A 19,875-nucleotide genomic window follows, 5' to 3' on the forward strand; every position below is an offset into this window, starting at 1 on the left:
GCCCCCGCCACCCAGCGATGCTCCGCGGGCTCCAGCGCCCCGCGCCCGAGCCCCCTCAACGCATCGCGCCCCAGCAGTCGCCCCAACTCCGCCGCGAGCGCCCGGGCAATCCACGGCACACGAGACGGGCGCGCCCGGAGCCGCTCATCCGCGAAGGCACCCGTGAGGCTCAAGCGACTCTCCACCACCCAGAGGCGGTTGAGCGTCGGCGGCATGCGCGCGGAGACGAATTCACGTGGCGCGCGCAGTCCTCCCGTCAGCGTGGACAGGAAGTCGTCATCCAGGACCACCACGGCGCGCGCGGAGCCCCAGTCCGGCATCGCGCGCAGCGGCCGGCCCCACGCCAGGCGGGCGCCCTCGTGCGCGTTCCCCGTCTGCGTGGCGCTGAAGGGCACCACCCGAGCCTTCGGGAAGCGAGCCAGGATGCGCTCGAAGGTCCGGGTCCACAGCGGTGACGCGGTGGGCTCCACCAGCAGGCGAAGTCCCGCCCCTCCGTCCTGGCGCGCGGCGCGACGGCGCACCATCTGGAAGACCTGGGACAGGGAGGTGGGCGCGCCACGGTGGCGGACGGCCCGAGCCCGGTGCGGGTCATACAGGCCCAGCAGCGACGCCTGTTCGTGTGCGCCCGCCGCGCCCAGGCTCTCCGGGTGGGACGGATTGCCCTGCACCAGCGTGGGCCGACCCTCCTGGCTGCGCACCAGGACGCCCCGCGCGTAGCCCTCCAACGAAAGCCCCGTGGCGTAGTGGAGCGGGATGCCCGGAGTGACGTCCGGCGGGGGCCGCGAGTACGGCAGGACCTTCTCCGGCGGCGCGCGGAAACAGCCCGTCAGGCCCGCGGCGGCGGTGCCGAACGCGGCCAACTCCAGCAACACGCGCCGGGACAGCCCCCGAGGTGGCGCATCGGCATCCAAGGGGAACTCACCCGGCGACGGCGCGGGCGCGGCGCCCTGTCTCGCCTCCAGGCTGCGCCAGGGCTCGGCTCCATCCAGGACGGGGAGCGGATATCGGTCGGTCAGCGGTGGCATGTGGAGCACTCGGTCCGGGGCGAGACATCCAGGGCCCGCATCACCGCCAGGCCCACGTCGCGGGCTGGGCCCCGCGGGCTCCACGTCATGTCCGCGACGTGCTCCGGAGGCCGCAGGTGCGGCGCCGGGTCGCGGTGGCACTCCAGGCACCAGCCCATGGTGAGCGGCGCGACCTGCTCCACCAGCGGCATCTGGTCCACGCGGCCGTGGCAGCTCACGCACCCCACGCCCTTGTGGACGTGGATGGCGTGGTTGAAGAAGACGTACTGCGGCAGCCGGTGGACCCTGTTCCACGGAATGGGCCGGTCCTCGAAGTAGCTCTGGCGCACGGGCGCGAGCAGCGCGCTCTCGTTCCAGATCTGCGCGTGACACCCCATGCACCGGCTGGTGGGTGGAATGCCCGCCGAAGGCCCCTGCCACGCGCCGTCATGGCAGTAGCGGCAGCCAATGCCCTCGTCCGCCGCGTGGTGGCGGTGGTCGAACTGCACCGGCTGCTGCACGGGCTCGAAGGCCCCCGTCCCCAGGGGACTGCGGGCCAGCAGCAGCAACGCCACGGGCGTGGCGACCGGCAGCACGGCCATCAGGCCGAGCACGCCTCGCAGGACTCCATCAGTCGCCGGTGGAAAGAGACCCATACACCGCTCAGGCAGGCACGAAGCCCGCACCTAGCGGAGCGGCGTTTGGGGGCGGTAGCGCGGACCTCGCGGCGTGTCCGTTACTCCAAGCCAGGAAGGGACGCCCGTCGGAGAGCGCACACGCGCGTGCCCTCTGGACGGAGGCAGCTCAGTCCGCCTTCACCGCGTCCTCTTCCAGCGCGATGGCGGGGGACGCTCCGTTGTAGACGGCGGCATCCAGCAGGCCCTCTTCGCGCGCCACCAGCACCGGGACCAGCATCTGGCCCGTGACGTTGGTCATCGTGCGCATCATGTCGAGGACGCGGTCGATGGCGAGCAGGTAGCCCAGCCCCTCCAGTGGCAAGCCCGCGGAGCTGAGCACCACCGTGGCCATGACCACCGCCGTCCCGGGCACGCCTGCGGTACCGAAGCTGCCCAGCACCGACGCCAGCAGGATGATGAAGTACTGCGACGCGGACAGCTCCAGGCTGAAGTACTGCGCGACGAAGAGCGACGCGATGGCCGGGTAGATGGCACCGCACCCATCCATCTTGATGCTGGCCCCCAGCGGCACGGCGAAGGCCGCGTAGTCCTTGTTGACGCCCAGGTTGTTCGTCACGGCGCGCAGGGCCACCGGCATGGACGCGAAGCTCGACGAGCTGACGAAGGCCACCTGCATGCCGGGCGCGGCGCCCCGGAAGAAGCGCAGTGGATTGAGCCCGTGCGTCATCAGGAGGCCGCCGTACACGAAGACGATGTGCAGCGCGCACGCTACGTACAGCGCCAACACCAGCTTGCCCAGCGGCAACAGGCGCTCGAAGCCGTAGGTGCCCACCAGTGCGGCGATGAGGCCGAAGGTGCCCAGCGGCGTGAGCTCCAACACGAAGCGGGTGACCTGAATCATCGCGTCGCTGGCCTCGCGGACCAGCTCGCGCAGCCGGGCCGTCTTCGCGCCGAGCTTCACCAGCGCGAAGCCCAGCAGGCCGGCGAAGAAGATGACCTGGAGGATCTTCCCGTTCGCGAGCGCCGCGAATGGGTTGGTGGGCACCACGTCCAGCAGCACCTGGATGGGACCGGGCACGTCCCGTGGCTTGTAGGTTTCGGTGGCCATGAGCTGGCCCACGCCCTCCCCCGGGCGCAGCAGCGCGGCGACGGCCAGGCCCACTCCCACCGCCAGCGCGGCGGTGACGCCGAACCAGAGGAACGTCTTGCCGCCGAGCACCGCCATGCTCTTCTGCCCGTGAAGCGCCGCCACCGCGTTGATGACCGCGAAGAACACCAGCGGTGTGGCGATCATCTTGATGAGGTTGACGTAGAGCGTGCCCAGCGGCTGGAACCAGGGCCCCGCTGGCTCCCCCACGAGCCACCCGGCCACGGCCCCGAGCACGAACGCCCCCAGGACACGTTGCCAGAAGGGGATGCGGAACCAGGCGGAGACGAGCTTCTTCACGGGGGAGACCTCTCGACGGCGGGCGGCGGACGATAACCCCGGGCTCCAGACCGCGCAGGGGGAAGCGCAGAATTTGCGCCAGGGGTGCCCACGCCGGGGATCCGGGTTTTGCAGCGTCCGACCGGCCCCGGCGGGACGCCACAGAGCAACAGGGCCTCCCATTTATTCCCGAGGAGCGGTACACCTGGGCCCCATCATGGCCGAGACCTCTTCGCTCAACATCCCCACTGTCGACCTCGCCGACCTCGCGTCGGATGACTCCGCTCGCGTCGAGCGCGCCGCCGCGGCGATCCGCGAGGCCTTTGGCGTCTTTGGCCTCGTGTATCTGAAGAACCACGGCGTCGACACCCAGGCGCTGAACCGGTTCTACGACGCGTTCGCGGCGTTCATCGCCCGGCCCGCCGAGGAGAAGAAGCCCTACGGCCGCGCGGACATCTGGTACCAGCGCGGCTGGACGCCTCCGAACACCGAGGTCGCGGTCGCCAGCAATGGCCAGCCGGACTTCAAGGAGTGCTATTTCGTCGCGCCCTACCCCAACGACGCGCAGTCCGCGCTCGAGTTCCCGGAGCTGTACCCGGAGAACGTGTGGCCCCACAACGCGCCGCCCTACTTCGAGGACGGCATCATGACGCTGGGCCGCTCCCTCCATGAGGCCGGCCTGAAGCTGCTCCGTGGCTCCGCGGTGGCCCTGGGCCTGCCGGAGACGCTGTTCACCGACCTGTGCGACCGGGCTGCCCACGTCACCCGCGCGCTCCAGTACCTGCCGCTCACCAACGCGCAGGTGAACACGGACATCGTCTGGGGCGAGGAGCACACCGACTTCAACCTGCTCACCCTGCTCCCGGGCGGCCGCTTCCTGGACCCGGACGGCAGCCCCGCGCCCGGCCCCGACAACAAGAGCGGCCTCTACCTCCGCACCCGCGCGACGCCCGATGCGCCCAACGGACTCAAGGTGCGGGGAACCGCGCCCGCGGGCTGCATCGTGGCGCAGGTGGGCCAGCAGTTGGAGATCCTCACGGGTGGCACGTTCCTCGCCACGCCGCACGTCATCACCGCCCCGGGCGTGCCGGGCTGGCAGCGCCAGTCCGCCGCGCACTTCATGCACGTGCACACGAACACCGTGCTCTTCCCGCTGGAGAAGTTCCGCAGCGCGGATGCCGTCCGGAACTACGCGCCGCCCGTGCTCGCTGGGACGTATGACATCAAGACGCTCGTGGACATCGGCCTTGCGCCCGCGAGCGCGCTCGACAAGCTGGGCTACCGGCACTACGACCGGCTGAACCGCCAGCGCGCTGGCGCGTAATCCTGCGGTACCGCTTGAGGCCCCGGAGACAGCCGGGGCCTCGCGTGAAACACAGCCATCAATCACAGACAGACAAACACAGACACGCAAGGACAGTCTTTACATGTCTATGTTTTCACTGTTCGCAATGGCAGACTTCGTCATTGGCGAAGCCCCTTGTCGTCCGCGCATCACCTGCCGGAGGGTGCCAAAAACCACTGAAAAGAACTTCATGTAGGTATTGCCCTCCCATGAGGCGCATTTCCTCGCGAGGAGGCAAGCCAGCGGCTCCTGAAAAACCACTGATGACGTGTTCATGTAGGCATTGCACATCCCCTCCCGAGCCTGGCCGCGCGCAAACGTGCCAGGCGGGCGGGCGACCGGCATCACGACCCGCGAAAATTGCCTGAAGGTTCGTTCATGTAGGCATGGCACATCCGTGCCCCAGGCTCTTGGGACATCCGCCCTGAGTCCGTGCGTCGCCGCCATCCGTGTGTGTCGCCTGAGCGACAGAGGTTCCGTCCCAGCGGCAGAGGCAATGGCGTCCTGGCGGCAGACCAGTCAAGGGTAGCTCGCCCTGCCCCCCCCGTCGGCGCAACCCGCCTCAGGGTGAGGAGCTCCGCCGCACGATGCACCCCATCATCGACTTCAAGACGCTCTTCGACGTCTCACCCAACCCGTACATGCTGCTCGACCGCGAGCTGCGCTTCGTCGCCGCCAACCCGGCGTACCTGCGCGTCACGGCCAGCAAGCTGGACGAGCTGCTTGGCCGAAGCGTCTTCGAGGCCTTCCCGGACGACCCCTCGGACCCGAACAACGCCAATCTCCGGCAGCTCCGGGAGTCCTTCCTGCGCGTCCTGACAAAGCGGGCGCCGGACATCCTGGCCCTGATTCCCTACCGCGTCCCCGAGTTGACGAATCAGGGCGTCGTCCCGACGTACCGGTACTGGAGCGCCACCCACATCCCCCTGCTCGATGCCTCGGGCGAGGTGGCCTACATCCTCCAGCACACCATGGACGTCACGGAGCTCCAGCGGCTGCAGGAGGCCGTCCAGACTGCGACCGGCTCCACCGGCCCCCGCAAGCCTCCACCGTCGCAGCTGGAAGCCGGCGTCTTCCTGCGCGCGCTGCAGGTCCAGGAGGCGAACCAGAACCTGGATCAGGAGCGGCGCCACCTCCGTCGACTGTTCGAGCAGGCGCCGGGCTTCATGTGCTTCCTTCGCGGCCAGGGCCATGTCTTCGAGCTGGCGAACACGGCCTACATGCAGCTCGTCGGACACCGGGACATCCTCGGCAAGCACATCCGGGACGCCCTGCCCGAACTGGATGGCCAGGGATACTTCGAGTTGCTGGACCGTGTCTTCACCACGGGTCAGGCCTTCGTCGGCCGGGGCATGAAAGTCTCGCTCCAGCGAACCCCTGATGACACGCTGGCGGAGAGCTACGTCGACCTCGTGTATCAGCCCATCATCGAGCCGGACGGGTCCATCTCCGGCATCTTCGTCCAGGGCCACGACATCACGGAGCAGAGGCGCGCCCAGGACGAGCTGCGCCAGTACAAGGACCACCTGGAGGCGCTCGTCCGGGAGCGCACCCGCGCATTGGAGGAGAGCGAGGCCGAACGGCGTCAAGCAGAGGCCGCCCTCCGGCAGGCCCAGAAGATGGAAGCGGTGGGCAAGCTCACCGGCGGCGTGGCGCACGACTTCAACAACCTGCTCCAGGTCATCAGCGGAAACTTGCAGCTCCTGTTCCGGGATGTGGGCGACAACGCCCAGGCGCAGCGCCGGTTGAGCACGGCGGTGGGCGCGGTGGAGCGCGGCGCCCGGCTCGCGTCCCAGTTGCTGGCCTTCGCCCGGCGGCAGCCGCTCAATCCCACGGTCATCAACCTGGGCCGCATGGTCCGCGACATGGATGACCTGCTGCGGCGCGCGCTCGGCGAGGACGTGGCGCTGGAGACCATCATCGGCGGCGGGCTTTGGAACACGTTCGCCGATCCGAACCAGCTCGAAAACGTCATCCTCAACCTGGCCATCAACGCGCGTGACGCCATGGCGAGCGAAGGCAAGCTGACGGTCGAGGCCGGCAACGCCATGCTGGATGACCACTACGCCCAGCTCCACCCGGACGTCGTGCCGGGCCAGCACGTGTTGCTGGCCATCTCCGACACCGGCTGCGGCATGCCCCCCGAGGTGCTGGAGCGCGCCTTCGAGCCGTTCTTCACCACCAAGCCCGAAGGCCGCGGCACGGGCCTGGGGCTCAGCATGGTGTATGGCTTCGTCAAGCAGACGGGCGGCCACGTCAAGATCTACAGCGAGGTCGGCCACGGGACGACCATCAAGATCTACCTCCCCCGTTCGCTCCAGGCGGAGATGCCGCGCGCCGAGGTCACCTCCGAACAGGTCGAGGGCGGCACCGAGACGCTGCTCGTCGTCGAGGACGACGCGGAGGTGCGCGCCACCGCGGTGGAGATACTGACGGAGCTGGGCTACCGCGTGCTCAAGGCCTCTGACGGGCAGAGCGCGCTCGCGGTCATCCACAGCGGCATCCCCATTGACCTGCTCTTCACCGACGTGGTGATGCCCGGCCCGGTCCGCAGCCCCGAACTGGCGCGGCAGGCCAAGGCCCTCTCCCCGGACCTGGAGGTGCTCTTCACGTCCGGCTACACGGAGAACGCCATTGTCCACGGCGGCCGGCTGGATCCAGGGGTCCAACTGCTGAGCAAGCCCTACCGCCGCGAGGACCTGGCGCGGAAGATCCGCCAGCTCCTGGCCGCCCGGCAGCAACGCATCACCCAGCGCGAAGCCCCCCAGCCGACCCGCAGCGGCGCCACCGCGCCGATACCCGCTCGCGTGAAGCGGACCGCGCTGCGCATCCTCCTGGTGGAGGACGACGAGAACATCCTCCTCCCCGCCTGCGAGCTGCTGGAGACGATGGGCCACACCGTGACGGCCGTCACCTGCGCGGAAGAAGCCACGCCCTTCTTGCGCGCACAGGGGTTCGACCTCCTGTTCACCGACGTGAGCCTGCCCGGCAAGTCCGGCATCGAGCTGGCCCACCAGGCCGTCCAGGACGTGCCCGGCCTTCGCGTCATCATCGCGTCCGGCCACGGCACCAACGTGGACACCGGTGATGCCAAGGGGCCGCTCGCCGGCGCCGTCCTCCTGCCCAAGCCCTACGGCCTGTCCCAGATCGAGCAGGCGCTCGCCCAGGCCATGGCCTGAAGGTGAATTCAGGTTCATGCAGTGCGTCATGCAGCCCCCTACGCGGGGCGCTTGCTCCTCGCGCGCCAAAGTCCGTTAATCGGGCGTATGAAATTCCTGAGAGAGCTCCGCTCGGTCCTCAACCTGACCGTGCTGGTGGCCGGGCTCGGCTACTTCGTCGACCTCTTCGACATCACGCTGTTCGGCGTGGTGCGTGTCGCATCGCTCAAGGACATCGGCGTCACCGACCCGGCCGACATCCTCCAGAGCGGCCTGCTCATCTACAACGCGCAGATGGTGGGCATGATGGTGGGCGGCCTGCTGTGGGGCGTGCTCGCCGACAAGCGTGGGCGCCTGTCGGTGATGTTCGGCTCCATCCTGCTCTACTCCTTCGCGAACCTGGCCAACGCCTTCGCCTGGGACGTCACCAGCTACGCCGTTCTCCGCTTCCTCGGAGGCGTGGGGCTCGCGGGTGAGCTGGGCGCGGCCATCACCCTGGTGGCGGAGTCCCTGCCCAAGGAGAAGCGCGGCCTGGGGACCACCATCGTCGCCACGCTGGGCATGCTCGGCATCGTCGCCGCGGCCTTCCTGGGCCAGCACATGCACTGGAAGACGGCCTACCTCACCGGCGGCTTCATGGGCCTCGCGCTCCTCTTCGCGCGCTTCAAGGTGTCGGAGTCGGAGCTGTTCGCCAAGAAGATGGACCCCGCGCGCGCCAACCCGCTGCTGCTCCTCACCGGTGGCCGGTTCCTCAAGTACATCTGCTGCATCCTCATCGGCGTGCCCATCTACTTCACCACAGGCATCCTCTTCACCTTCGCGCCCGAGCTGACGGCCGGCCTCAACGTCCACGGCACCGTGACGGCAGGCAACGCCATCCTCTATGGCTCCATCGGCCTGACGCTGGGTGACTTGCTGGCGGGCGTCTTCAGCCAGTGGCTCAAGAGCCGCAAGCGCGCGGTGGCGATGAACCTCACCGCGGGCTTCGTGCTGATGCTCGTCTACGGCCTCACCCCGGGCCTCACCAGCACCATGGTGTACGGGCTGAGCTTCCTGATTGGCATCACCGTGGGCTACTGGGCCGTGCTGGTGACCATGGCCGCCGAGCAGTTCGGCACCAACATCCGCGGCACCGTGGCCACCACCGTCCCCAACTTCGTGCGTGGCTCGGCGGCGCTCGCGGCCAGCGGCTTCGCCTACCTGAAGGGCGAGCTGTCCGTGTCCACCGCGGCGATCATCGTCGGCAGCGTCTGCTTCGGCCTGGCGCTGCTGGCCCTCACCCGGCTGGAAGAGACGTTCCACCGGGACCTGGATTACGAGGAGACGGCGAACGGCCCGCAGCCGGCCGCCCAGCCCTCGCAGTCCGGCACCTGACGCACGGCGCGGCGCTCACGCGGCGCCGCGCCCTGAATCGGACGTTCGCCCCGGCAGCCGTTGCTCCGGGGCCCACCGGATGCATACAGCGCGCACATGGAACATGTGTCGCTGCGTCCCATTCAGAAGGTCCTCTGCGCCAACCGCGGTGAGATTGCCATTCGCGTCTTCCGCGCGTGCAACGAGCTGGGCATCCGCACCGTCGCCATCTACAGCGACGAAGACCGCACCCACGAGCACCGCCACAAGGCCGACGAGGCGTACCTCGTGGGCCGGGGCAAGCGGCCCGTGGAGGCGTACCTGGGCATCGACGAAATCCTCGACGTGGCCGTGAAGGCGGGCGTGGACGCCATCCACCCCGGCTACGGCTTCCTGTCGGAGAACGCCGCCTTCGCGGAGGCGTGTGAGCGGCGCGGCATCCGCTTCATCGGCCCGCGCTCGGGCGTGGTCCGCACCATGGGCGACAAGGTCGCCGCCAAGCACCTGGCCGAAGCGTGCGGTGTCCCGGTGGTTCCTGGCATCACCCTGGAGGGCGACGACGCGCACGTGCTGGAGCAGGCCCGTGCCTTCTTCGCGAAGCAGGGTGGCCCCATCCTGGTGAAGGCGGCCCATGGCGGCGGCGGCCGAGGCATGCGCGTGGTGCGCGAGGCGAAGGCGCTGGAGGATGCGCTGGCCTCCGCGCGTTCAGAGGCGAAGAGCGCCTTCGGTTCGTCGTCGGTGTTCCTGGAGCGCTTCCTGGAGCACGTGCGCCACATCGAGGTACAGCTTCTGGGAGATTTGCACGGCAACATCGTCCACCTGCACGAACGGGACTGCTCCGTGCAGCGGCGCCACCAGAAGGTCATTGAGATTGCCCCCGCGCCCAACCTGGCCCCGGCGGTGAAGGAGGCCATCTGCGACGCGGCGGTGCGGCTGGCGCGCAAGGCCGGCTACACCAGCGCTGGCACCGCCGAGTTCCTGGTGGCGGGCGACGCCTTCTACTTCATCGAGTGCAATGCCCGCCTCCAGGTGGAGCACACCGTCACCGAGCAGGTGACGGGCGTGGACCTGGTGCAGAGCCAGCTTCGCATCGCGGAGGGCTACCGGCTGGACGCGCCGGAGGTGGGCATCTCCCGGCAGGAGGACGTGGTGCCCCGGGGCTACGCGGTGCAGTTGCGCGTCACCACCGAAGACCCCGCCAACCAGTTCATGCCCGACGCGGGCGTCATCACCGCCTGGCGCGCGGCCACGGGCTTCGGCATCCGGCTGGACGGCTCCAACGGCTACACCAACGCCGTCATCTCCCCCTACTACGACTCCATGCTGGTGAAGGTCATCGCCTACGCGCCCACGTTCCAGGGCGCGGTGATGAAGGGCCAGCGCGCGCTGCGCGAGTTCCGCATCCGCGGCGTGAAGACGAACCTGCCCTTCCTGGAGAACGTGCTCGCCCACCCCGCCTTCCAGCAGGGAGAGACGTACACGCGCTTCATCGACGAGACGCCGGAGCTGTTCCAGTTGGAGCCCCGCAGGGACAGGGCCACCAAGCTGCTCCAGTACCTGGGCGACGTCATCGTCAACGGGCACCCCACCATCAAGAAGGACCAGCGGCTCAAGCCCACGCAGTTCCTGGAGCCGCGGCTGCCGGTGACGCCTTCGGGCCCGGTGCCTCGGGGCACCGCGCACATCCTGGCGGAGAAGGGCCCGCGCGGGCTGGCGGACTGGGTGCTGGCTCAGAAGCGCGTGCTGCTGACGGACACCACCATGCGGGATGCGCACCAGTCCCTGCTGGCCACGCGCATGCGCACGCGGGACATCCTCCGCGTGGCCCCGGCCACCGCGCACCTGGCCTCCGAGCTGTTCAGCCTGGAGAGCTGGGGCGGCGCCACCTTCGACACCACCTACCGTTTCCTCAACGAGGACCCGTGGGCCCGCCTGCGCGCGCTCAAGGCCGCCGCGCCCAACCTGCTCCAGCAGATGCTCCTGCGCGGGGCCAACGCCGTGGGCTACACCAGCTACCCGGACAACGTGGTGGAGGCCTTCATCGACGAGGCGGCCGAGGCGGGCGTGGACGTGTTCCGCATCTTCGACAGCCTCAATGACCTGGGCAGCATGGAGGTCTCCATCCGCCGCGTGCTGAAGACGGGCAAGGTGGCGGAGGTGGCCATCTGCTACACGGGCGACGTCGCCAACCCCAAGCGCACGAAGTACACGCTGGACTACTACGCGGACCTCGCGAAGCGGATTGAAGACTCCGGCGCGCACTTCCTCTGCATCAAGGACATGGCGGGCCTCTTGCGCCCGCGCGCGGCGGCCATGCTGGTGCGGCGCCTGCGCGAGGTGACGCGCCTGCCCATCCACCTGCACATGCACGACACGTCCGGCAATGGCATCGCCAGCTACCTGGAAGCCATCGAGCAAGGCGTGCACGTGGTGGACGTGGCGCTGGGCAGCATGGCGGGCCTGACGAGCCAGCCCAGCCTCAACGCGCTGGTCAGCGCCCTGCGCGGTCATCCTCGTGAGACGGGCCTGGCCAACGCGCGCCTTCAACCGCTGGCCAACTACTGGGAGGACGTGCGCGAGTACTACGCCCCCTTCGAGGCCGGCCTCAAGAGCACCACCAGCGAGGTGTACTATCACGAGATTCCGGGCGGCCAGTACTCCAACCTCCGGCCGCAGGTGGCGGAGCTGGGCCTGCTGGGCCGGTGGAACGACGTGAAGGACGCCTTCGCGCTCGTGAACGTCCTGGTGGGCGACATCCCGAAGGTGACGCCGTCGTCGAAGATGGTCGGTGACTTCGCCATCTTCCTGCTCAAGAACGACCTCACGGTGCGCGCTTCCACGCTGGCGGAGGCGGCCGCGCTCACGCGCCAGAGGCTGATTGAACAGGCGCCGCGCCTGGACTTCCCCACCAGCGTGGTGGGCTACTTCCGGGGTGAACTGGGCCAGCCGCCCAACGGCTTCCCCGAGGACCTGCGCGCCGCCGTGCTCAAGGGCCTGCCCCGCGTGGAGGGACGGCCCTCCGCCAGCCTGCCGCCGCTGGACCTGGACGCGCTCCAACGGGAGCTCTCCGCGAAGACAGGACATGCGCTCAACCGCGTGGACGCCATCTCCAGCGCGCTCTATCCGCGCGTCATGGCCGGCTACCTGGAAGACCTGGGGCGCTACGAGGATGTGTCCATCCTCGACACCCCGAACTACTTCTACGGCATGGAGGTGGGACAGGAAGTCTGGGTGGACCTGGAGCCGGGCAAGACGCTGGTCATCAGCCTGTCCGCGGTGGGCGAGCCAGATGAAGAAGGCGTGCGCACCGTCTACTTCGTCCTCAACGGCCACACCCGCACCGTGCACGTGAGGGACCGCAGCCGCGCCGCCACCGTGGAGGCGCGGCGTCAGGCGGACCGCGCCAATCCCAGCCACGTCGCGGCGAGCATGCCGGGCACCGTCATCGCCCTGCATGCCAAGTCGGGAGACACCGTGGAGGCGGGCGCGCCCCTCGTCACCCTCGAGGCGATGAAGATGGAGACGGTGGTGCGGGCCCCGCGCGCCGGCACCGTGGCGGAGGTCGTCCCCGCGCTCAAGGCCTCCGTCCAGGGCGGAGACCTGCTGGCGGTGCTCCAGTGATGGAGGGCCCGGACTCTCAGAAGGTCACCGTCACCACCACCGTGTCCGCGTAGGCCCCCGCGGGGATGGCCTGTCCGGCCGGGATGCGCCCGAAGATGGGCACCGTCACCTCCACGCCGAACAAGGGGATGACGGGCCCATAGCGCCCCGTGCCCGACGTGCCGTTGCCCCAGACGATGAGGCGCGTCGCGTCCACGTAGAGGTTGTATTCCAAGCGCTGGGCGCCCGGCCCCGCCATGCTGCGCGCCAGGGGGGTGCCGGAGCCACCGGCGCTGAAGTCGATGGTGATCGGGGTGACCTGCCCTTCACACCGGTAGGTGATGCTCCCGGCGGAGTCCCGGGGCAGCAGGTCGGTGGTGAGGTAGGTGCCGAAGCTCACCCCCATCGTGCTGCGTATCTGGCAGACGGCCCCTGCCAGTCCTGGCAGCAGCCCGCATACGCCAGCCACCGCGAACGCGGCCGCCCTATTTCGCCTCGTCATGGACACACCTCACCGTTCCCAGGTCAATGACCTTGCCCTCGAGGGATGGAACTTCCAGCGAGGTCGCGCAACGGCCCTTGGGGTAGACGACTGTCGCGGGCAGACGCCCTTCGGGCAGGCCCACCAGCTCGAACTCACCATTCCACCCGATGGGTGAACTCCACTTCTCTCCGTCCTTCTCGACGCGAAGCTCACCGTAGGACAGCCAGCGCGTGTCCTCCGCCGAGTCGATGGTCACCTTGCCCCGGTAGGCGCGGACCGTCTGCGTCTTGAAGTCCAGCACCACGCCGCCTCGCTGGTACGTGGCCACCACCTGCTCCGTGGAGGGGATGTAGACGTCCAGCGGCACCTGATGCTCCGCCAGCGAGAGCCGGTTGGCGTTGTAGGCCTGGAGCCGCGTCACCACCAGCTCGCCGCTCGAGTCCGTGCGCCCGATTTCGTGGTTGTTGAGCCGCACGCCCACGCCCTCCACGCCCTTCACGCGAACCAGCGCGTAGCCCTGGTCCACCGCGCGCGTGGGATGCACGCGTCCGCCAATCAGCACCAGGCCGCCGGCGACCTCGGCCATGCCCGCCATCCGTCCTTCGAACCACTCCGCGCCCGCGCTGACGCGGCCCACGTTGGAGTCGAAGTCGGCGCGCGCCATCGCCTGGTCCACCGCCCCCACCCTGCCCTGCACCTGGTAGCCCAGGCCGCCCTCCATGGGCACCGAGCGCGCGATGTCCACCGACGTGGTCCCTTCCCCGCGCAGCGCCTGGGAGTGCCCCACCGTGCCCGTGGTGCGGGAATCGAAGATGGCGTTCAGGTACACCATCCCCTCGATGGCGGAGCCGCCTCGCTCGGAGTTGCTGCGGTTGGCGGAGAAGGACAACGTCGACCAGTCCGTCAGCCGCGCGGAGGTGGTGGCGCCCAGCCACGTCGTCCACCCGTCCCGCTGGTAGCGTGACAGCATCGCCTGCCCGCCCACGCTGACGCTCTCCCCCAGCGCCAGGAACAGCGAGCCGCCCGTCTCCACGGTAGGGTGGTCGTCATCCAGCTTGAGGCTGGTGTGCGTGTAGGACTCGTTCATTCCCCGGCCGAAGACGGAGCCGCCCACCCAGCGGCGCTGGAGCGCGTACACGATGCCCGCCGCCAGCCCCGTCCGCCGCTCGCTGCGGCTGATGGCCTGCGACAGCTCCAATTCGCCGAAAGGCAGTTGGATGAGCTGCATGGCGCCGGTGCTGACGACGTTGGGCGCCAGCTCCAGCCGCACGCCCGGCGTCAGCCACGATGTGAGGCCCATGCGGAAGTTGCCCAGGAGCATGGGCCGGCCGAAGGCGAAGTTGTAGAGATTGACGGACTCCCGCTCGATGCCCGCGGAGAGCCGGTAGTCGACCACGCCCGGCGAGAGCTGCTGCCCGCTGAGATAGTAGGACGTGTTCACCTCGCTCGCCCGGCCGAACGCGTCCCGGATGACGTAGCGCGTGTTGCCCTCGCCCCGGGGCACCGTGAGGTTCTCCAGCCGGAAGGGACCGGGCGGGAGCTCGGTGCGCTTCACCAGGTGGTTGTTGACGTAGACCTCCAACGTGGACGGCGTGGTGACGTCGCCCGCGAAGTCCTGCATCGGGTTGCGCACGAAGTACGGATTCAGCTCGAAGGTGCGCATGAGGTGGAAGCCGGCCACCACCGCACCTCCGCCCAGCACGCCGCCAAATCCCGTGGACTCACCCGCGATGGCGCGCACCATGTGCTTGGGGAAGTCCAACGAGAGCTGCGTGAGCCCCCGCAGGGGCACGGAGCCGGGCCGCCATCGCGCCTGCGTCGTCAACAGGCCCCGCCCCACCGACGCGCCGGCCTCTCCAAAGAAGGTCAGCGAGGTGTTGCGGGCGTGGGCCGCGTAGTTGATGAAGCCGCTGGGACTGCCGCGGACGGAGTAGTCCGACGGCGCCTGCGGCCCGAGGTTGATGCGCGTCTGTCCGAAGACGGACGCGGGCAGCTCGCACGACAGGCTGACGGTCCGCTCGTTCAGGGAGCAGCGCCCTTCGGGCTCCAGGGACCGCGCGGAGATGTATGTCTTTCCTTCGATGACTTCCTGGCGGCCCCCGAGCGCCACCAGGTCCACGCCATGGGCCTCGAGCGTGGCCGCGGGGAGCAGCACGTCGCTGCCCCGCAGCATGGGGAAGGTGGCGCCGCGGGGGACGCCGTTCAGGGTGAAGTCCGCGACGATGGGCATCGGCGGCGCGGAGGGGCTGTCGGCCACGGGAACTTGCGCGGCCGCCGACAAGGCCCCCAACGACAAGGATAACGCCAGCACCGTGCATGAGGGCGCGCGGGTGACTGCAAGCCGGGAGGGGGCCATGGTGCGTCGGTCAGCGAGCGCAGGGAGCGGGAGATTCCACGGGAGAGGTCTGACGGAGCACGCCCTGGTCGGTCTCCATCTCCACTTCCACCGTGCGGACCTTGCGGCAGGCCTTGCCAGCGATCTCCATGGCATACACCTGCGCGTCGCCTGCCAGGACGTACCAGCCGGGCTCCTCTTTCTCGACCAGCCGCTTGCCCTTGGCGTCGAGCCCCCGGACCCGAAGGTTCCGGATGAAGAAATTCACCGTGCCCGGGTTCTGCACCCGGACATGGAACTTCGACTCGCGCAGCACGGCCTCCGCGATCTGGCCTTGAATGGTCTTCTTCTTGGGGGCGACAAAGACAGGCACTGAGACGCGGGTGAGGACATTCAACCCAGTTGACTGGGTGGACGGTTGCAGCGGGGGAAGCTCCTCCACGATGATTCGGAAGGAGCGTTCGGTATCCTGTGGAGCCGAGGAGCTCCCCACCCGGATGGGGCGGGACTCCCCGGGCTCCAACGTCAACATGGACGGGAAGAAGAACAAGTCCTGAGTCGGCGCGAGCGACATGCGCCCTTCTTCGTCCTGAACCCAGGAATAGACAGAGGCTTGGAAGCGTGTGGTTTCGCTGCTCTTGTTCCTCACGTTCATCACCACGCCACGGGCGCTTGAATCCAATTCAAGCCGAACCGGACTGACATCGAGCTCAGCCGCGCTCGCGGTCCCCATGGCAATCCATCCCAAGGCAGCCGAACACATCAGGCCGCCAGTCCAAGACAGAAGACGGTTACGCATGTGTTATCGCCCCGAATCAGAAGGTGATGGTGGCGACGACGGTGTCGTTGTACGTGCCAGAGGGAACGTTCTGGCCGCGCGGAACCGTGCCGTAGACCAGCACGGGGACGGGCAGGCCCGTGCCCAGGAACGGGAGGCCCGTGCCAGCGGTGTTACCCCACACGATGAGGCGGGTGACGTCCTGGTACAGGCTGTACGCGAGGTAGTCCGCCGACGCCGTGTTGCGCATCCGGCGCAGCGGGGCCGCGTCCGTCGAGCCCGCGGCCGGGTGCAGGCCCTGGCCCAGGGTGATGACCGCGGTGCCGAGCAGGGTGCACTGCACGCTCAGCGCGCCCGTGCCGAACAGGTCGATGCCCAGCGCGGAGTTGACGATGATGGGGTCGTACGTGCCGAAGTTCAGCGTGCCGCCGCCGCCGCCGGCGCCAATGGAGCAGGAGCCACCGACGTTGGCGGTGACGTTCAGGTTGGCGGTGGAGGTGGCGGCCTCAGCGGGCGAGAAGGCGACGAGGGACGCGGCGGCGGTGACAGCGGCAACGGCAGTCTTGATTGCGTTCATTGAGTTGCGTGCTCCATCGAGCGGCCGGTTGATTCCGGCTGCGTCAGGGCATTGCAACCCGCTCGCCGCCCGCTGAGCGGTCCGGCGGACCCCTCCCTTCAGCGCATGTCGCACCAATGCCTCGCGTGCGCTTCCAGGCAATACGTGGAAATTGTTTCTTGTTTGTTTTTACAGCGAAACGCACACATGTCCCTGGAGGGAGCCCTTCAGGGAGGGACGGACAGGCTTCGCGGCCCGCGCCAGGTCCTTGGCATGTGGCATCGTGTGACAGGGTGTACCCAGGCGGCGTAAGTTCATTGCCCACGCTGGGCAAGACTCTACCCACCCCTGGAACGAGAAGCGCGAGGGTGTCCGGCGGCGTCTACCCGGTGACACGCGCGTTCCCCAGCCGAACGGAACTGAACTGCCCAGCACGTCCGTCCTTGCTACCCACTTCTGGCGAAGCGCCGGACGCGCTCAGTCCACCTTCGCCACGCGGCGGCGGTCTCCGAGGAACTCCTCCACGCCCTGGGCAATCGCCTTGGCGACCTCGGTCTGGTAGGCCTTGGACTTGAGACGTGCCTCTTCGTCTGGATTGGAGAGGAACGACGTCTCCACCAGGATGGCCGGCATCTTCACGCCCAACAACACATAGAAGAGCGCTTCCTTGTGGCCCAGGTCACGGATGCCCTTGTACTTGCGGGAGAGGCCCCCCACGAGGCTGCGCTGCACCTGGGTGGCGAGCCGCGTCGACTCCTCGGTGTTCGCCTTGGTGGCCAGGTCGGCCAGGATGAACTGGAGGTCGCTGATGCCCTTCTCCGAGGACGCGTTCTCCCGCGCGGCCAGGCGGATGGAGTAGCGGTCCGCCGACGTGTTGAGGGTGTACGTCTCGATGCCGCGCAGCGTGCGCTTCTCCGCGGCGTTGCAGTGGACGGAGATGAACAGGTCACCGTGCTCGGCGTTGGCGTACTTGGCGCGGTCCTCCAGGCGGATGAACCGGTCATCGTCGCGGGTGAGCACCACCTCCAGGCCCTTCTCGCGCAGCTCCTCCGCCAGCTTGAGGGAGATGGACAGCGCCACGTCCTTCTCGCGCGTCCCCCCCTTGCCGATGGCGCCCGTGTCGTGACCGCCGTGGCCAGGGTCGATGACCACGCGCCGCACCTTCAGGCCGAGCTGCTCCGCCAGCGTCAGCTCCATGCTGCGCGACTGCTTGGCCACGGCCTTCAGCCGGGCCTGCGCCACCTTGTCGTCCACCGGACGGGTGATGGGACGCGGGGGCTCGGCTGCGGGCGGCTCGGTGCGGGAAGTCTTGGATGCAATGGCGGCGGCGACGGCCGCGTCCAGGCTGCCTTCGCGCGCGTCCGCCTTCGCGGGCGCGCTCGGCTCCTTCTGGGGAATGGTGGGCGACGGCTCGCGCGCCATCTTCTCGATGGCGGCCACCAGGGTGGCTGCAGGGCGCTCCGCGGGGGCCGAGGCCTCCACGGCCGGAGCCTGCTGCGCGTCGGCCGAGGCAACGGCCTTTCCAGGGCTGGACGTGTCGCTGGACGCATCCACCGAGGCAACGGCCTTGGCGGGACCGGACGCATCGCCCTTGCCCGCCCCCGGCGCGTCGTTGGACGTGGAGGTCTTCCCGGCGGAGGACGTATCGGTCGAGGCGACGCCCTTGACCGGCGCGGCACCCTTGCCCGCAACGGACGAATCAGCGGACGCGCCGCCCTTGCCGGAGGCGCCCGGCTTGCCCGGCGGGGGCGCATCGTTCTTGGCCACCGCGGGGGCGGCCTTGCGCGGGGGCGGCGGCGGGGCCTTGGGCGACGGCAGCGAGGCCAGCAGCTCCCGCATCTCCCGAGCCCGGTCACCCTTGCCGTTGACGGCCAGCGTCTCCGTCAGGACCTTGCGCGCGGACTCCGGCTGGTCCAGCCGGTGGACGTGAATCTTCGCGAGCGCCAGCGCACCGTCATCCGACAGCCGGTGCTTCGGGTAGCCCTCCAGCAGCTTGGTGTAGTCGGTGATGGACGCCTTGAGGTCGTCCTCCACGAAGGAGATGCGGCTCAGCTCCTGGAGCATCTCCGCCGCCGTGAACAGGGCATCCGGCGCGCGGTCCGACTTCGGGAAGCGCGCGGCCACGGACTCGAAGCGCGCCACCACGTTCAGCCAGTGATGGCGCAGCTTGCGCCGGGCCGCGTCGTCCTTCAGCGCGTAGTAGACCTTGCGAGCACCCTGGTAGGCCTCCTCGGCCTCGTCTCGCTTGGCGGCCCCCACCGCGCTCGGGACGAGCAACAGCAGCACGGGCAGCACGATGACGAGGCGCGAGTGCATGGGGTTCCTCCGGGTGGGCGCGAGCTACAGGCGTGTGTCACACAGCCCCACCTCCCCGGCAAATTTTCGGCCCCCACCATCTGTCTCAGCGCAGCCACCCCAGCACACCCGCGAGGTCCTGGTCGATGACGCGCGCCCACCCAGGCTGCCGGGGCACCACCGCCGCCAGCACCTTCTCCCCGTTGCGCACGGGCGCCCGCCCCGGCCGGACCCGGGCGCGAACCGCGTGCTTCACATCCTGGCGGAAATAGTGGGCCGGAAAGGACACCTCGCCCCGGGCCTCTGGCAGGGGCCCGTCCGGCGTCAGCCACACCAGCGCGCCCAGCCGCAGCGGCTCCACCTCTGAGCGCCACAGCCGCCGCATCTCCCACGCGAAGTACCCCACGGCCACCAGCACGCCCAGGCCGATACCCCAGGGGAGCAGCCCCACGCGCATCGCCCGGGAGCGGGCGAAGCCGGCCTCGCGCGGCCGGTCCGGCATGGCGGGATCCACCAGCAGTATCACCCGAGCGCCCCGCCCCAGGCCCTCGGCGTACTCCGCGAACGTCCGGACGCCGGACACGGAGTGCTCCGCCTCCGCGAAGGTGTAGAGCACCTCCAGGGCGGCTTCCGCGCCATCCCGGGCGTCCAGGGGTGGAAGACGGGAGGCCACCACCAGCCCCTCCACTTCCTCCGCCCGCGCGGCGAAGCCCTGCTCTTCGACGAAGTAGCGTCCTGCCCAGCCGGCGACGGTGCCCAGCAACGCCACGGCCACCAGTCCCAGGAGGACGCCTCGCACCACGCGCCCCACGGCGCCGGGCACCTGCGTCAGTCGGACCTGCCGGGGAGCATGCGGAATGGCCAGCTGCATATGGCCGCGCAGCCTACCCCAAGCGCGGCGGA

General features: G+C 69.2%; 12 protein-coding genes and 1 pseudogene. 4 read left to right on the plus strand and 9 right to left on the minus strand.

From position 1 onward, the window contains the following. The 3 genes and pseudogenes from FL344_RS24175 to FL344_RS24185 all read right to left on the minus strand — a co-directional run. Positions 1 to 1,025 (minus strand): annotated as a pseudogene (locus tag FL344_RS24175) (oxidoreductase); the annotation flags it as partial. Further along, on the minus strand, positions 1,013 to 1,660 hold the full coding sequence (locus tag FL344_RS24180) for a cytochrome c3 family protein (protein WP_141593807.1): 648 nt from the start codon (positions 1,658 to 1,660) through the stop codon (positions 1,013 to 1,015). The pseudogene FL344_RS24175 and the gene FL344_RS24180, both read right to left, overlap by 13 nt. A 148-nt stretch (positions 1,661 to 1,808) precedes the next feature. Next, the gene (locus FL344_RS24185; RefSeq protein WP_141593808.1) at positions 1,809 to 3,089 is read right to left on the minus strand and encodes a dicarboxylate/amino acid:cation symporter; all 1,281 of its coding nucleotides are present in this window, start codon (positions 3,087 to 3,089) and stop codon (positions 1,809 to 1,811) included. Positions 3,090 to 3,285: 196 nt separating this feature from the next. On the opposite strand from FL344_RS24185, the gene FL344_RS24190 reads away from it, so the two are divergent. The 4 genes from FL344_RS24190 (at position 3,286) to FL344_RS24205 (ending at position 12,545) form a co-directional block, all read left to right on the plus strand. Beyond that, positions 3,286 to 4,392 carry an isopenicillin N synthase family oxygenase gene (locus FL344_RS24190; protein ID WP_141593809.1) on the plus strand — a complete coding sequence of 369 codons (1,107 nt, stop codon included), beginning with the start codon at positions 3,286 to 3,288 and terminating at the stop codon, positions 4,390 to 4,392. A 608-nt stretch (positions 4,393 to 5,000) separates the two neighbouring features. Then, on the plus strand, positions 5,001 to 7,592 hold the full coding sequence (locus FL344_RS24195) for a response regulator (protein WP_141620174.1): 2,592 nt from the start codon (positions 5,001 to 5,003) through the stop codon (positions 7,590 to 7,592). Positions 7,593 to 7,679: 87 nt separating this feature from the next. After that, positions 7,680 to 8,945 (plus strand): MFS transporter, encoded by a 1,266-nt coding sequence (locus FL344_RS24200; RefSeq protein WP_141620175.1) that lies wholly within the window; start codon positions 7,680 to 7,682, stop codon positions 8,943 to 8,945. A gap of 96 nt (positions 8,946 to 9,041) precedes the next feature. Beyond that, complete coding sequence (locus FL344_RS24205) at positions 9,042 to 12,545, plus strand: pyruvate carboxylase (protein ID WP_141620176.1); 3,504 nt, start codon at positions 9,042 to 9,044, stop codon at positions 12,543 to 12,545. 16 nt (positions 12,546 to 12,561) lie between these two features. Here the strand turns inward: FL344_RS24205 and FL344_RS24210 are convergent, their stop codons facing one another. The 6 genes from FL344_RS24210 to FL344_RS24235 all read right to left on the minus strand — a co-directional run bounded on the left by FL344_RS24210 (position 12,562) and on the right by FL344_RS24235 (position 19,843). Continuing rightward, entirely contained in the window at positions 12,562 to 13,026 is a 465-nt protein-coding gene (locus FL344_RS24210) for a spore coat U domain-containing protein (protein WP_228565327.1), read from the minus strand. Then, positions 13,010 to 15,265, minus strand: coding sequence for a fimbria/pilus outer membrane usher protein (locus FL344_RS24215; protein ID WP_228558506.1), 2,256 nt, complete (start codon positions 15,263 to 15,265; stop codon positions 13,010 to 13,012). The genes FL344_RS24210 and FL344_RS24215 overlap by 17 nt, the downstream gene beginning before the upstream one ends. 109 nt (positions 15,266 to 15,374) lie before the next feature. After that, positions 15,375 to 16,142, minus strand: coding sequence for a fimbria/pilus periplasmic chaperone (locus FL344_RS24220; protein WP_141593815.1), 768 nt, complete (start codon positions 16,140 to 16,142; stop codon positions 15,375 to 15,377). Positions 16,143 to 16,158: 16 nt separating this feature from the next. Beyond that, positions 16,159 to 16,698, minus strand: coding sequence for a fruiting body spore coat protein U (pru, locus tag FL344_RS24225; RefSeq protein ID WP_090494530.1), 540 nt, complete (start codon positions 16,696 to 16,698; stop codon positions 16,159 to 16,161). A 456-nt stretch (positions 16,699 to 17,154) separates the two neighbouring features. Next, on the minus strand, positions 17,155 to 18,993 hold the full coding sequence (locus tag FL344_RS24230; RefSeq protein ID WP_141620178.1) for an N-acetylmuramoyl-L-alanine amidase: 1,839 nt from the start codon (positions 18,991 to 18,993) through the stop codon (positions 17,155 to 17,157). 85 nt (positions 18,994 to 19,078) lie between these two features. Continuing rightward, on the minus strand, positions 19,079 to 19,843 hold the full coding sequence (locus FL344_RS24235) for a DUF3592 domain-containing protein (protein ID WP_141620179.1): 765 nt from the start codon (positions 19,841 to 19,843) through the stop codon (positions 19,079 to 19,081). Positions 19,844 to 19,875 lie beyond the last annotated feature (32 nt).

The sequence above is a fragment of the Myxococcus sp. AB036A genome, assembly GCF_006547355.1.
Lineage (GTDB): Bacteria > Myxococcota > Myxococcia > Myxococcales > Myxococcaceae > Myxococcus > Myxococcus virescens.

Bases quoted from the DNA above. Each gene is read 5' to 3' on its own strand.
- FL344_RS24180 (WP_141593807.1), bottom strand. From the start codon at position 1,660: ATGGGTCTCTTTCCACCGGCGACTGATGGAGTCCTGCGAGGCGTGCTC.
- FL344_RS24190 (WP_141593809.1), top strand. From the start codon at position 3,286: ATGGCCGAGACCTCTTCGCTCAACATCCCCACTGTCGACCTCGCCGAC.
- FL344_RS24195 (WP_141620174.1), top strand. From the start codon at position 5,001: ATGCACCCCATCATCGACTTCAAGACGCTCTTCGACGTCTCACCCAAC.
- FL344_RS24200 (WP_141620175.1), top strand. From the start codon at position 7,680: ATGAAATTCCTGAGAGAGCTCCGCTCGGTCCTCAACCTGACCGTGCTG.
- FL344_RS24205 (WP_141620176.1), top strand. From the start codon at position 9,042: ATGGAACATGTGTCGCTGCGTCCCATTCAGAAGGTCCTCTGCGCCAAC.
- FL344_RS24210 (WP_228565327.1), bottom strand. From the start codon at position 13,026: ATGACGAGGCGAAATAGGGCGGCCGCGTTCGCGGTGGCTGGCGTATGC.
- FL344_RS24220 (WP_141593815.1), bottom strand. From the start codon at position 16,142: ATGCGTAACCGTCTTCTGTCTTGGACTGGCGGCCTGATGTGTTCGGCT.
- pru (WP_090494530.1), bottom strand. From the start codon at position 16,698: ATGAACGCAATCAAGACTGCCGTTGCCGCTGTCACCGCCGCCGCGTCC.
- FL344_RS24230 (WP_141620178.1), bottom strand. From the start codon at position 18,993: ATGCACTCGCGCCTCGTCATCGTGCTGCCCGTGCTGCTGTTGCTCGTC.
- FL344_RS24235 (WP_141620179.1), bottom strand. From the start codon at position 19,843: ATGCAGCTGGCCATTCCGCATGCTCCCCGGCAGGTCCGACTGACGCAG.